17 protein-coding genes are annotated in these 10,917 nt (G+C 36.2%); 16 read left to right on the top strand and 1 reads right to left on the bottom strand.

All coding sequences use genetic code 11. From position 1 onward, the window contains the following. Positions 1-245: 245 nt before the first annotated feature. Genes rpsF through rpsR form a run of 3 tightly spaced genes read left to right on the top strand, consistent with a single transcriptional unit; the run spans position 246 to position 1,318 of the window. Positions 246-668, top strand: coding sequence for a 30S ribosomal protein S6 (gene rpsF, locus N3C60_03320; protein MCX8083931.1), 423 nt, complete (start codon positions 246-248; stop codon positions 666-668). A 3-nt stretch (positions 669-671) separates the two neighbouring features. Beyond that, positions 672-1,076: a single-stranded DNA-binding protein gene (ssb, locus tag N3C60_03315; protein ID MCX8083930.1), complete on the top strand. Its 405-nt coding sequence runs from the start codon at positions 672-674 to the stop codon at positions 1,074-1,076. A gap of 11 nt (positions 1,077-1,087) precedes the next feature. After that, entirely contained in the window at positions 1,088-1,318 is a 231-nt protein-coding gene (rpsR, locus tag N3C60_03310) for a 30S ribosomal protein S18 (GenBank protein ID MCX8083929.1), read from the top strand. On the opposite strand, the gene N3C60_03305 is transcribed toward rpsR, so the two are convergent. After that, entirely contained in the window at positions 1,308-1,442 is a 135-nt protein-coding gene (locus N3C60_03305) for a hypothetical protein (protein MCX8083928.1), read from the bottom strand. The two genes, rpsR and N3C60_03305, sit on opposite strands and share 11 nt — an antisense overlap. Between N3C60_03305 and N3C60_03300 the strand changes: the two genes are divergently transcribed. The 13 genes from N3C60_03300 to N3C60_03240 all read left to right on the top strand — a co-directional run bounded on the left by N3C60_03300 (position 1,384) and on the right by N3C60_03240 (position 10,793). Further along, positions 1,384-2,241, top strand: coding sequence for a YybS family protein (locus N3C60_03300; GenBank protein ID MCX8083927.1), 858 nt, complete (start codon positions 1,384-1,386; stop codon positions 2,239-2,241). The two genes, N3C60_03305 and N3C60_03300, sit on opposite strands and share 59 nt — an antisense overlap. Beyond that, positions 2,225-3,145 (top strand): cation diffusion facilitator family transporter, encoded by a 921-nt coding sequence (locus N3C60_03295; protein MCX8083926.1) that lies wholly within the window; start codon positions 2,225-2,227, stop codon positions 3,143-3,145. The genes N3C60_03300 and N3C60_03295 overlap by 17 nt, the downstream gene beginning before the upstream one ends. An 84-nt stretch (positions 3,146-3,229) precedes the next feature. Next, positions 3,230-3,727, top strand: coding sequence for a CBS domain-containing protein (locus N3C60_03290; GenBank protein ID MCX8083925.1), 498 nt, complete (start codon positions 3,230-3,232; stop codon positions 3,725-3,727). After that, on the top strand, positions 3,708-5,045 hold the full coding sequence (locus tag N3C60_03285) for an ArsB/NhaD family transporter (protein ID MCX8083924.1): 1,338 nt from the start codon (positions 3,708-3,710) through the stop codon (positions 5,043-5,045). Before N3C60_03290 ends, N3C60_03285 begins: the two co-directional genes overlap by 20 nt. Before the next feature lie 165 nt (positions 5,046-5,210). Then, positions 5,211-5,684 (top strand): Na+/H+ antiporter subunit E, encoded by a 474-nt coding sequence (locus tag N3C60_03280; GenBank protein MCX8083923.1) that lies wholly within the window; start codon positions 5,211-5,213, stop codon positions 5,682-5,684. Continuing rightward, positions 5,681-5,944: a monovalent cation/H+ antiporter complex subunit F gene (locus N3C60_03275; GenBank protein MCX8083922.1), complete on the top strand. Its 264-nt coding sequence runs from the start codon at positions 5,681-5,683 to the stop codon at positions 5,942-5,944. Before N3C60_03280 ends, N3C60_03275 begins: the two co-directional genes overlap by 4 nt. After that, the gene (gene mnhG, locus N3C60_03270) at positions 5,941-6,249 is read left to right on the top strand and encodes a monovalent cation/H(+) antiporter subunit G (protein ID MCX8083921.1); all 309 of its coding nucleotides are present in this window, start codon (positions 5,941-5,943) and stop codon (positions 6,247-6,249) included. The genes N3C60_03275 and mnhG overlap by 4 nt, the downstream gene beginning before the upstream one ends. Next, positions 6,233-6,763: a DUF4040 domain-containing protein gene (locus N3C60_03265; protein MCX8083920.1), complete on the top strand. Its 531-nt coding sequence runs from the start codon at positions 6,233-6,235 to the stop codon at positions 6,761-6,763. Before mnhG ends, N3C60_03265 begins: the two co-directional genes overlap by 17 nt. Beyond that, complete coding sequence (locus tag N3C60_03260; protein MCX8083919.1) at positions 6,760-7,182, top strand: Na(+)/H(+) antiporter subunit B; 423 nt, start codon at positions 6,760-6,762, stop codon at positions 7,180-7,182. The genes N3C60_03265 and N3C60_03260 overlap by 4 nt, the downstream gene beginning before the upstream one ends. After that, positions 7,172-7,546, top strand: coding sequence for a cation:proton antiporter subunit C (locus N3C60_03255; GenBank protein ID MCX8083918.1), 375 nt, complete (start codon positions 7,172-7,174; stop codon positions 7,544-7,546). Before N3C60_03260 ends, N3C60_03255 begins: the two co-directional genes overlap by 11 nt. A 3-nt stretch (positions 7,547-7,549) precedes the next feature. After that, on the top strand, positions 7,550-9,034 hold the full coding sequence (locus N3C60_03250; GenBank protein ID MCX8083917.1) for a monovalent cation/H+ antiporter subunit D family protein: 1,485 nt from the start codon (positions 7,550-7,552) through the stop codon (positions 9,032-9,034). After that, positions 9,031-10,539: a monovalent cation/H+ antiporter subunit D family protein gene (locus tag N3C60_03245; protein MCX8083916.1), complete on the top strand. Its 1,509-nt coding sequence runs from the start codon at positions 9,031-9,033 to the stop codon at positions 10,537-10,539. The genes N3C60_03250 and N3C60_03245 overlap by 4 nt, the downstream gene beginning before the upstream one ends. Beyond that, positions 10,536-10,793 carry a hypothetical protein gene (locus tag N3C60_03240; protein MCX8083915.1) on the top strand — a complete coding sequence of 86 codons (258 nt, stop codon included), beginning with the start codon at positions 10,536-10,538 and terminating at the stop codon, positions 10,791-10,793. Before N3C60_03245 ends, N3C60_03240 begins: the two co-directional genes overlap by 4 nt. The last annotated feature ends 124 nt before the right edge of the window (positions 10,794-10,917 follow it).

Here is a 10,917-nt window from a genome sequence, read left to right as displayed (position 1 = left end):
TAAGCTAATGGAGTTTTATCTACATATACATAGTTATCACTTCTTATGTCTGTAAATGTTTGGATACCAATAGGTAGCTTCTTCATCAATTTTATTTTATCTTAATAATATCGAATTTGCAATAAAGAAGAACAATTATTGGGGATGAGAGAAAAATTATTGACTTTGAGTTATTTTTATTATATCAAAACCAACCCTTGCTCTCAAATGAGGTTTGAGGGCTGAATAATCCAAAAGGAGGAAAAATGAATACTTACGAAACAGTTTTTATCGTCTCACCATCTCTTCCCCTTGAAGAGGCAAATGGTATTTTTGACAAATTTAAAGATCTCATAAGTGCAAATGGTGAGGTGATCCACAGTGAGTACTGGGGTAAACTAAAAATGGCCTACCCCATCGATAATTTTAAAGAAGGCTGCTATTACCTGATCCAGTACAAGGCAGATGGGAAGTTTAATACTGAACTTGAGACAAGGTTCAGGTATGATGAAAATGTGTTAAGGTTTGTCGTCCTTAAAGTTGATGGTAAAATATTAAAGCTTAGAAAGCGGGAAGAGATGACCAAGCCAAGAAGTAGAAAACAGGAAGAAAAACCCCAATCTGAAACGAGCGAAGACTCCAAAGCAGAAGTTGCCCAAACAGCAGCAGAAACTACAGAAAAGGAATAATCTATGGGCTTCTTCAATAAGGTCATTTTGTTAGGAAATGTTACTAGAAATCCCGAGGTAAGGGTCATCGCGAGCACATCTACTACAGTTGCCAGGTTTGGACTTGCTGTAAATAGGCGCTATAAATCCGGTGATAGTATGAAGGATGAAGTCTGTTATATTGATATAGTAGCATTTTCAAAACTGGGTGATTTTTGTAATGAGTTTGTTACAAAAGGCTTATCTGTACTGGTTGAAGGTAGACTTTCTTACAGAACTTGGGAACAGGATGGTGTTAAGAAAAGTAAGCATGAAATAATTGCTGAAAATATCCAGCTAGTTTGGAAAAAAGATAGAAGCGATATAAATGATGCCATAGAAGAATCATATAGCTCGTCTGATATAGACGAGGAAGACATACCATTTTAGGGGGTTAATAGATGTTAAATGCAAGAAAGAAATTTCAGAAGAAAAAAAGCTGTAGGTTTTGTTCAGATAAAGTAGAGATAGACTATAAAGATGCTGTTTTGTTGAAACAGTTTATAACAGAAAGGGGCAAAATATTACCTAAAAGATTAACGGGTGTATGTACTAAACATCAGAGAAGATTGGCCTCTGCCATCAAAACAGCAAGAATTATAGCGTTATTACCTTTTTCAATTAACAAGTAATATCGAGGGGGTCTTCCCCCTCAATTTTTATGAGAAGTGTATTTTTACTAATTTTTTCTTTTTTACTGTATGCATTAAACTTCTTTCTTCCCCAAGTTGCTTTTTTATCGAATCTTTTTATCACTACTTTTCTAACACTTTATCTTATAGATAAATCAGGCTTTTTAGATGATAAGAGAAAAATTGTCCTTTTTTTAATTTGCCTATGCTTTTTAGCTATTTATAGTTATAAAGGTGCTTTGAATTTCCTCTTTATGGCAGGTATACCTGCTTTTGCTGTTTTTTTGCATCTAAAAAATAGATTAAATAAACTTGAACCAGTTATCTTTGGACCGTTGCCAGCTTTTCTTTTAACCCTTTTGATACTTTTATTCTTTGATGATACCAAAGGGGCTTTTTTGGAATATGTTAGAAGAAATATAGATACCGTGATTTCTACTATGGAGAAATCTGGAGGTGAGGATCTAAGTGGTAGAATGGGTTATCTTAAAAACAATAAGGATATGTTAGCGATCACAGTTTTGTATCTAATACCATCTGTCAGCTATGTATATATCTCATTCATGACATTGATAGCTCAAAAAATAGCCACTATAAAGATGATGGTTGTGCCTCAGCTTTTCAAAGTTCCCTTTCACATGGTATGGTTATTGATACTTGGAGGTTTTACATTTTTGAGTGATAGGTTAGAGGTAAAGGTAATTTCCTACAATACGTTTATCATTTTCACATATCTTTACTTCATACAGGGAAGCAATTTAATCACATATATCCTTATGAAAAAAAGGTTGTTATGGCTCAGGATTATACTGCTATTACTTATTTTACTGCATCCCTATGTTATATTAGCCATTGCTTTTATAGGTCTTTTTGATAATTGGTTTAATTTTGCAACTCTACCTGAAAATGATTCAAAAGACTAAGTTACCCCTCATATCCATATCTTTTGCTGCAACGTTGGCTGTTGTAAAGCTTATTGTGGCACTCTATTCAGGGTCATTGGCAGTGCTTGCTTCTGCATTGGATTCTGTGTTAGACATAGTATCTTCCGCAGTAAACTATTTTGCTCTAAGGGCATCGGAAGCTCCTCCAGATAAGACCCATCCCTATGGACATGGCAAGTTTGAGGCCCTTGCTGCTTTTGTTCAATCCCTTATCATATTGGCAACAGGTGTATATCTACTGCTCAAATCGATTTTTAATATCGTGTCAAAACAACCTGTTAAAGATCTTCAGGCAGGTATTTTTGTAATGCTTTTCTCTGTGGTTATGACATTGCTATTGACATTAATACTTAGGTATTATGCTAAAAAGTTTAACTCTTCAATCATATTAACCGATTCCCTGCATTATGAGATAGATCTTTTTACCAACTCCAGTGTACTCATCTCCCTACTACTTACCAAATACACATCTCGATATGAAATAGACTATATTATGTCTGCTTTAATATCCCTTTATATTTTATATACCGCAGGTAAGTTAGCTAAGGATGTATCGAAGGAACTTCTGGATAGTGAGGTTTCGGATGCTGATCAAAAGAAGATAGGGGATATACTATCAGTTTATAACGAAAATCTCATCGATTATCACAGAATAAGGACCAGAAGCTCTGGTAAGACTAAATTCTTGGATATGCATATCACACTGTGTAAAAATATGACTCTATCTGAAGCCCATAGTATTGCAGATTTTATTGAAAAGGATCTAAAGGATAAGATGGGGGATATAGATGTGGTAATTCATATCGATCCATGTGAAGTGATCAATTGCCCGGGCCAGGGTAATTGTGAAAAGATTACAAAGATGGATAAAAAGAAAGTTTAAAATATAGTAAAAAATTTAATTTATTTTGACAATTTTCAACAAATAAGTTAAAATCTGTCTACACTAACATGAGGAAGGATTATTATGTTGGCCAAAGATATCATGGAGCCCTTTGATGGCAATGCCTTACAGCCGGAATGGACTTTGAAAGAAGCAGTGGAATTCATGAGTAATCTCAAAAAAACTGATGGAACGGTTGGTGTAAAAGGTATGTTGGTTATGGATGGATCAAGACTTGTAGGCACACTGTCTATGGAGGATGTGCTAAAGGCAGTGATCCCTTTTTATATTAATCCTACGTTGGGTGATTTCACGTGGGAAGGGATGATGCTCAGCATGGCTGAAAAGATGTGTAGTAGAAAAGTAAGGGATATAATGAATAAAAATTTGGTTACAGTCAAGAAGGATGATCCGTTGATGAAATGTGCTGAAAAATTGATAAAGTATAATATTCAAAGACTACCTGTTTTAGATGGTGAACAGGTGGTGGGGATCATTTTGATCCGGGACCTTTACAACATTATCGTTAAAAAGATCTTGGGAAAACTTAATGGAGATAATTATGGAAGTTGTGATAAATAGTAAATTTATTCTTGCTATATCGATATTTTTTATCTCTTATGTTTTAATTATATTTGAAAAAATTAACAAGACCGTGGTTTCCATTTGTGGCGCTTCATTGATGATACTTTTACAAGTTGTAGATCAAAAAGAGGCTTTTCATGTTGAGGAGATTGGGGTGGATTGGAACGTCATCTTTCTTTTAATTTCGATGATGATAATAATCAATATAATGAAACCCACAGGTTTTTTTGAATTTATTGCGATAAAGAGTGCCAAGTTAGGTAAAGGTGATCCAGTTAGGATAATGATGATTTTTGCCGTGGTTACAGGTGTTTTAAGTGCTTTTTTAGATAATGTTACTACAGTACTACTCATTGCACCTGTATCTTTGTTGATCGCTGATGCATTGGAGGTCTCTCCTGTGCCATATTTGATTGTAGAGGCCCTTTCTTCTAATATCGGAGGGACAGCTACACTTATAGGTGATCCCCCAAATATCATGATTGCATCGAAAGCTAAGCTGAATTTCATAGACTTTTTATTGCACCTAACACCTGTTATTATTGTTGTGATGCTGGTTTTTCTCTTGGTAGTTAAGGTTTTGTTCAAAACGAAATTGAGTGTTACAGAAGAAAAGAAAAAAAGAGTCTTAAAAATGAATGAACGGGAAGCTATTAAGGATCCTGTTTTACTGAGAAAGTCTCTCTTTGTTTTGATGGTAGTGTTATTAGGCTTTGTTTTTCATGGTATGCTGCACTTAGAGCCTGCAACTATTGGCCTTTTTGGAGCGGGGCTACTTTTGCTCTTAAGTGGAACCCATGATCCCCAGCACCTGTTTGCTGAGATAGAATGGTCAACGATCTTTTTCTTTATAGGTCTTTTTATAATCATTGGTGGAGTTGTGAAAGTGGGCTTTATTAAGATGATGTCTGTTAAGATGCTTGAGCTGACCAAAGGTGATCTTATGGCTACTAGCTTATTGCTTCTTTGGTTTTCTGCTTTTGCATCGGCTTTTATAGACAACATCCCTTATGTGGCCACAATGAACCCATTGATCATCGATATAGCACAACAACTATACCCCAATGAGCAGATTACAACGGTGCTTCATAGTTCTGCAATTATGCCCTTATGGTGGTCTTTAGCGCTTGGGGCATGTTTAGGGGGAAATGGAACTATGATTGGAGCATCGGCAAATGTTATTGTAACAGGCATAGCGAATAAAGCTGGCGAAAATATAACTTTTTTACGATTTATCAAATACGGATTACCCACTATGATCCTTACGATTCTGGTATCTACTGTATATATAGTTTTAAGATATTATGTTTTATGATGTTATTGAGAATATTTTTAGTTAACAGAAAATGAATATTTGATTTAATTGTTAAAAATAAAAATATTTTTCTACTAAAAAGTTACAAATTTTTTATTGCAAAAAAACTTGACTAATTCTTTTTATTTATGTATAGTGCAATAAAACAACGTTTGGGGAACTCGAGTGATTAGATATCTGGTGACTGGTGTAGTGATGTTGGCTTTTTGGGTGTTGCTTTCTGGAGAGTTTTCCACTATGATAATCACACTTGCTATTATCTCCGCTATAATTGTTTCCTGGTTAACAGCGGATCTCTTTTTCCCTGATAATAAGATAAATCTCAAGTTGATCTACAAGATATTTTCGTATGTCCCTTGGCTTGTTTGGGAAATAATATTAGCCAATATACAGGTTCTTAAAATACTCATAAAACCCAAGTTGGATATAGACCCCAGTATGGTGGAATTTGTTCCAAAAGTTAAATCTGATATCGGTATTACGCTTCTAGCCAATTCAATAACACTTACTCCTGGGACTGTAACAATATTTGCTGAAAAAGATAGATTTTTTGTGCATGCTCTTACTCCAGAATTTGCAGATGGGCTTAAGGATAGTGAGATGGAAAGGCGAATACTTGAGATAGAAAGCTGCTTATGAGCACAATATTAAGTATAAGTATTATAATAATCTTGGTATCGTCATTTTTTAGTCTATACAGGGTAATAATCGGTCCAACTTTTTTTGATAGGGTGTTGGCGGTCAATCTCATAGGTACTAAGGTGGTGGTGCTGCTGGTTTTGATAGATTTTTTATATAATAGACCGGAATTTGTGGATATATCCCTTGCTTATGCTCTGATTAATTTCGTAGGCACCATAGCTATTTTAAAGATGAAAGAAAAAGGGAGACTGGATTGATATATATTACTGGTATTTTGGTGATCATCGGGTCGTTTTTAATATTTGTATCAGCAGTAGGGCTTATAAGGATGCCTGGTTTTTACACAAGGATTCATGCTGCTGGCAAGACCGACACTCTGGGGCAGATACTTATTCTCACAGGATTGATTCTTTACAAAGGATTCTCCCTTATATCTATCAAATTGTTGTTTATTCTGGCATTTGTTTTTATAGCTAACCCTACAGCAACTCATGCACTTGCCCAGGCTGCTTACAGAATGGGTGTCCCCTGGTGGAGAAAAAGACGTGACAATAGTAATTGACATACTCTTCCTTACATTTTTGCTTTTATCAGCTTTTCTTGCAATATACTTTAGAAATCTTTTAAACTCTACCATCGCCCTTAGTGCCTATTCCTTCTTTGTTGCAGTACTATGGACAACGCTGAATGCTATAGATGTTGCTTTTACTGAAGTAGCAGTGGGTGCTGGTGTTAGCACTGTTCTTTTACTTGCAGTGCTTACCAAAATAGATAATGAGGATAAATCAAAGTTTACAAAGGATAGGGTAATCATATCATCGGCTGTGGTTTTTATTACCGGTTATTTGTTGCTCCTTGCTACAATAGATATGCCCCGGTTTGGGGATCCAAATTGGGTGACAAACACTTATTTGATACCCGATTATTTAGAGAGAACATTGCGGGAAACAGGTTCACCAAACATAGTTACTGCAATTTTAGGTAGTTACAGGGGTTATGATACAAATGGGGAAACTACAGTTATATTCATAGCTGGGTTGTGTGTATATCTTCTGATAGGTAGGGAGAAGAGATGAAGAAACACATCATTTTGAGAATGGCTACCAGGATAATGGTACCATTTATTTTGATGTTTTCGCTCTACGTTCTGGCTCATGGGGAGCTTAGTCCTGGCGGTGGTTTCCAGGGTGGGGTTATCTTTGCTGCAGGTTGGATTTTGTATGCTATGGTCTATGGGGTTGAAGAATTGTATAAAAAGATTAGTAGGAAGGCGATTATTGCAATGACTGCCATAGGGGTCATGATTTATACTGCTGTAGGATTTATTACAATGCTAAACGGTGGAACATTTTTAGAATACGGTAAAATACCAGGTTTTGACTTAAGAAGTGGTAATTCGATGGGTCTATTACTGATTGAGATAGGTGTGTTTATAACGGTATCCAGTGTCATGATGTTGCTATTTTTAGAGGTGGGGAATAAGGATGATAATTGACTTTATTGTATACAAGTATAACTACCTTGTAGCCATTATTTTGATGTTAATTGGTCTTTATACTACTATTATAAATGGGAACCTTTTTAAAAAAGTGATTGGTTTGAATATATTATCCACCTCTATAATTCTCTTTTACATCTCAATTTCAAAAGTAAAGGATGGATCAGCTCCTATATATGCTGATAACGTTATAAGATATGACAATCCATTACCCCATGTTCTGATGCTTACAGCAATAGTTGTGGGAGTGGCAGTAACAGCGGTGGCCCTTTCACTTATAATAAAAATTAATGAGCACTATAAAACCATAGAAGAGGATGAAATAGTCGAGATTGAACAAAAAGAAGGTGGCAATAGTTGATATATGGATATTAATCTAAATTTACCTGCCCTTGTGGTTGTGGTACCGCTTTTAAGTTCGATGCTGGTTGTATTGGTAGGGATGTTAAATAGAAAGGTTGTTTCGTTTTTATACCAGATAGTATCTGTCTTGACATTTCTGTTCTCTTTAAAATTACTGATAAGGGTTTATGAAGAGGGACCTATTAGATACTTTTTTGGTAACTGGACTGCTCCAATAGGAATTGAATATTATGTAGACTACTTAAATGCATTCTGTGTGTTCGTTGTTGCAATAGTTTTTGTGGTAACAAGTATCTATTTTCCAAAGTCTGTCCAAAAGGAGATCCCTGAGGAGAAGGAACATATCTTTTATGCAGTTACGATGCTATTTGTAACAGGGCTTCTTGGTATTACGATAACAGGGGACCTTTTTAATATATATGTTTTTACTGAGATAGCATCTATCACGGCATATGCATTGATAGCTATTGCAGGGAAAAAAGAGTCCTACAAGGCAGGGTTTAACTATCTAATATTAGGGACGATAGGGGCTTCGTTTTTCGTGTTGGGGGTAGGATATCTCTACATGGCAACTGGTACACTTAATTTGCTGGACATGAAAGTAAGGCTTATTCCAATGTACAATTCTAAGATCGTTCTGGTAGGTGCTGCCTTTATCATTGTAGGACTAAGTATGAAGATGGCTTTATTTCCTCTTCACAGTTGGTTACCTGGTGCATATACCTATTCACCATCTACGATAAGTGCTATTATGTCGGCCACAAGTACAAAAGTGATGGCTTATGTACTGGTGAGATTTTTATACTCGGTATTTACCACCAGGTTTGATGTGGAGGTTCTTCCGATACAGGATACTCTCTTTTATATATCGCTAGTGGCTATTGTTGTGGGTTCATTTCTTGCAATTGGACAGGAAAATATCAAGATGATGCTTGCATATTCTTCAGTTGGGCAGATAGGCTACATCGTAATGGGTGCAACAATGCATTCAGGCACTGGGATCATAGGCTCAATATTTCATTTTTTTAGTCATGCAATTGTAAAAGGCGGCTCCTTTTTAGTAGTGGGTCTTATTTTTTATGCCCTAAATACTACCAGGATAAGTGATTTGAGGGGGCTTTACAAGAGGATGCCTTTGACATCCTATGCATTTTTGATATTTGCTTTGGGGATGATAGGTGTACCAGCTACTACTGGGTTTGTGAGCAAATGGTATCTTATAGTGGCAGCATTTGAAAGTAACAAGATTGTTGCCGTAGCTGTTGTGCTTGTTAGCTCATTGCTTACCGCTATCTATTTTTGGAGGGTTGTTGATATAATCTTTTTTAAGAAAGCTATTGTAGATGATAAAATTAAGGAGCCCCTCAGTATGGTTATCCCTACCTATATCTTGGGTGCTATTACAATTGTTTTGGGGGTTTATCCTTATCCGGTGGTGGAATATCTTACTAAGGCATCTAACTTGTTGATGGAGCTTGTGAAATGATAGAATATATTGTTTCTCCACTACCCATTTATGCTATTTTGGTTTCTTCTTTAGCGGTTATCCCCATAGTATTAAGTGATAAACATGTAAATGTCAGAGAGTCTTTTACAATATTTGCTGCTTTCACAAAGTTTTTTATAGTTTTATCGATCTATTTTATGGTCAGAGATGGGAAGATTATAGAATACAAAATAATAGAGTTTTTACCTGGCTTATCCATTAAACTAACGGTGGATAGTTTTGGAGTTTTTTTTGCGTTAATGGCCTCTTTTTTATGGATTGTTACTTCTTTTTATTCGATCGGATACATGAGAGGTGGACATGAAAAGAAACAGACAAGGTTTTATGCTTTTTTTGCTATCTCCATGTCGGCAGCAATAGGTGCTGCTTTTTCCGGTAACCTTTTAACACTCTATATATTCTATGAAATTATCACCTTCGCTACATACCCCCTTGTCGCCCATAAAGAGACTGAGGAGGCTATTCAAGGGGCAAGGCGATATTTATCGTACCTACTTTTGACATCGGTACTATTTTTCTTACCTGCTCTCGTATATCTTTATATAACTACTGGCAGTCTTGATTTCTCTTTGAATGGTGTATTTAAAAACACACATCAGGTGGACAAAGGGGTAGTTACAGTTCTTCTCATATTGTTTGTTTTTGGATCTGCCAAAGCGGCAGTTATGCCATTTCATCTGTGGTTGCCCTCTGCGATGGTTGCTCCTACACCTGTTAGTGCCCTTTTACATGCTGTGGCAGTTGTGAAAACCGGTGTCTTTGTAATTGTGAGGGTGTTTGTTTATATTTTTGGTGTAGAACTACTAAAAGCTCATTCATACTCATATATTGTCAGTGGGCTTGCTGCATTTACCATTTTGGTTGGATCAATGGTGGCATTAAGACAGGATAACATTAAAGCAAGATTAGCTTATTCCACAGTTAGTCAGCTTTCATACATTGTGCTTGCTGTGTCCTTATTATCGCCTAAAGCCATTGTAGGCTCAATTATGCACATAGTGGCCCATGGGTTTGGTAAGATAACCCTTTTCTTTTGGGCTGGAGCAGTGTATGTGGCTGCTCACAAGACAAAGGTCAGTGAGCTATCTGGTATTGCTAAAAAGATGCCCTTTACGATGGCAGCATTTACCATTGGAGCCTTGTCCATGATAGGATTTCCACCTTTCGGTGGATTTATTAGTAAATGGTTTATTGCAAATGGAGCTGTGGAAAGTCATAATTATTGGGTAATAGGGGTTCTTGTTGCCAGTGCCCTTTTAAATGCGAGTTATTTCGTCCCAATATTCATAAAAGCATACCTGGAAACGCCTGTAAAGGAAGAACATCACGATCATAATCATGGTGTTGATCATGGAGAAGCATCGATGTTTATGGTTGTGCCTATGCTTATAACCGCAGCTATTACAATAACATTATTCTTCTATCCAGACATATTTTTGGCATTAGCAGAGAAAGCGATTGCTTTTCCAGGAGGGATGAAATGAAAGAGTTTGAGTTTTTTGATAAGCCAGAAAGTATAGTTCTACTTAAAAGATATTTCTATGGTGTGCTGATCATCTTAGTACTCCTAGACCTAATAGTGCCAAAACATCCCCATTATGGATGGGAAAATCTTTTTGGGGCGTATGCTATATACGGATTTTTCTCCTGTGTATTGATTGTAATCGTATCAAAATTGCTTGGTAAGTTGTGGCTACAGAAGCCAGAAAACTACTACGATGGAGATAAAAAATCATGATTGGAAGCATACCGATCTTTGCCCTGTTTTATATTGGTGCTCTTGCACTTGTATTAACAAGAGGCAAAGTACATAAATTGATTTTTGTATTGGTACCTGTGGTAGCATTTTTCGGTGTAATGAA

This window comes from Calditerrivibrio sp. (assembly GCA_026415135.1).
Lineage (GTDB): Bacteria > Chrysiogenota > Deferribacteres > Deferribacterales > Calditerrivibrionaceae > Calditerrivibrio.
The sequence above is the reverse complement of the archived record's forward strand: the minus strand, read 5'-3'. Positions and strand labels throughout refer to the sequence as shown.

What these genes read in the sequence shown, in the direction of transcription:
- rpsF (MCX8083931.1), top strand. Translation starts at nt 246, where the DNA reads ATGAATACTTACGAAACAGTTTTTATCGTCTCACCATCTCTTCCCCTT.
- ssb (MCX8083930.1), top strand. Translation starts at nt 672, where the DNA reads ATGGGCTTCTTCAATAAGGTCATTTTGTTAGGAAATGTTACTAGAAAT.
- rpsR (MCX8083929.1), top strand. Translation starts at nt 1,088, where the DNA reads ATGTTAAATGCAAGAAAGAAATTTCAGAAGAAAAAAAGCTGTAGGTTT.
- N3C60_03295 (MCX8083926.1), top strand. Translation starts at nt 2,225, where the DNA reads ATGATTCAAAAGACTAAGTTACCCCTCATATCCATATCTTTTGCTGCA.
- N3C60_03290 (MCX8083925.1), top strand. Translation starts at nt 3,230, where the DNA reads ATGTTGGCCAAAGATATCATGGAGCCCTTTGATGGCAATGCCTTACAG.
- N3C60_03285 (MCX8083924.1), top strand. Translation starts at nt 3,708, where the DNA reads ATGGAAGTTGTGATAAATAGTAAATTTATTCTTGCTATATCGATATTT.
- N3C60_03275 (MCX8083922.1), top strand. Translation starts at nt 5,681, where the DNA reads ATGAGCACAATATTAAGTATAAGTATTATAATAATCTTGGTATCGTCA.
- N3C60_03260 (MCX8083919.1), top strand. Translation starts at nt 6,760, where the DNA reads ATGAAGAAACACATCATTTTGAGAATGGCTACCAGGATAATGGTACCA.
- N3C60_03255 (MCX8083918.1), top strand. Translation starts at nt 7,172, where the DNA reads ATGATAATTGACTTTATTGTATACAAGTATAACTACCTTGTAGCCATT.
- N3C60_03250 (MCX8083917.1), top strand. Translation starts at nt 7,550, where the DNA reads ATGGATATTAATCTAAATTTACCTGCCCTTGTGGTTGTGGTACCGCTT.
- N3C60_03245 (MCX8083916.1), top strand. Translation starts at nt 9,031, where the DNA reads ATGATAGAATATATTGTTTCTCCACTACCCATTTATGCTATTTTGGTT.
- N3C60_03240 (MCX8083915.1), top strand. Translation starts at nt 10,536, where the DNA reads ATGAAAGAGTTTGAGTTTTTTGATAAGCCAGAAAGTATAGTTCTACTT.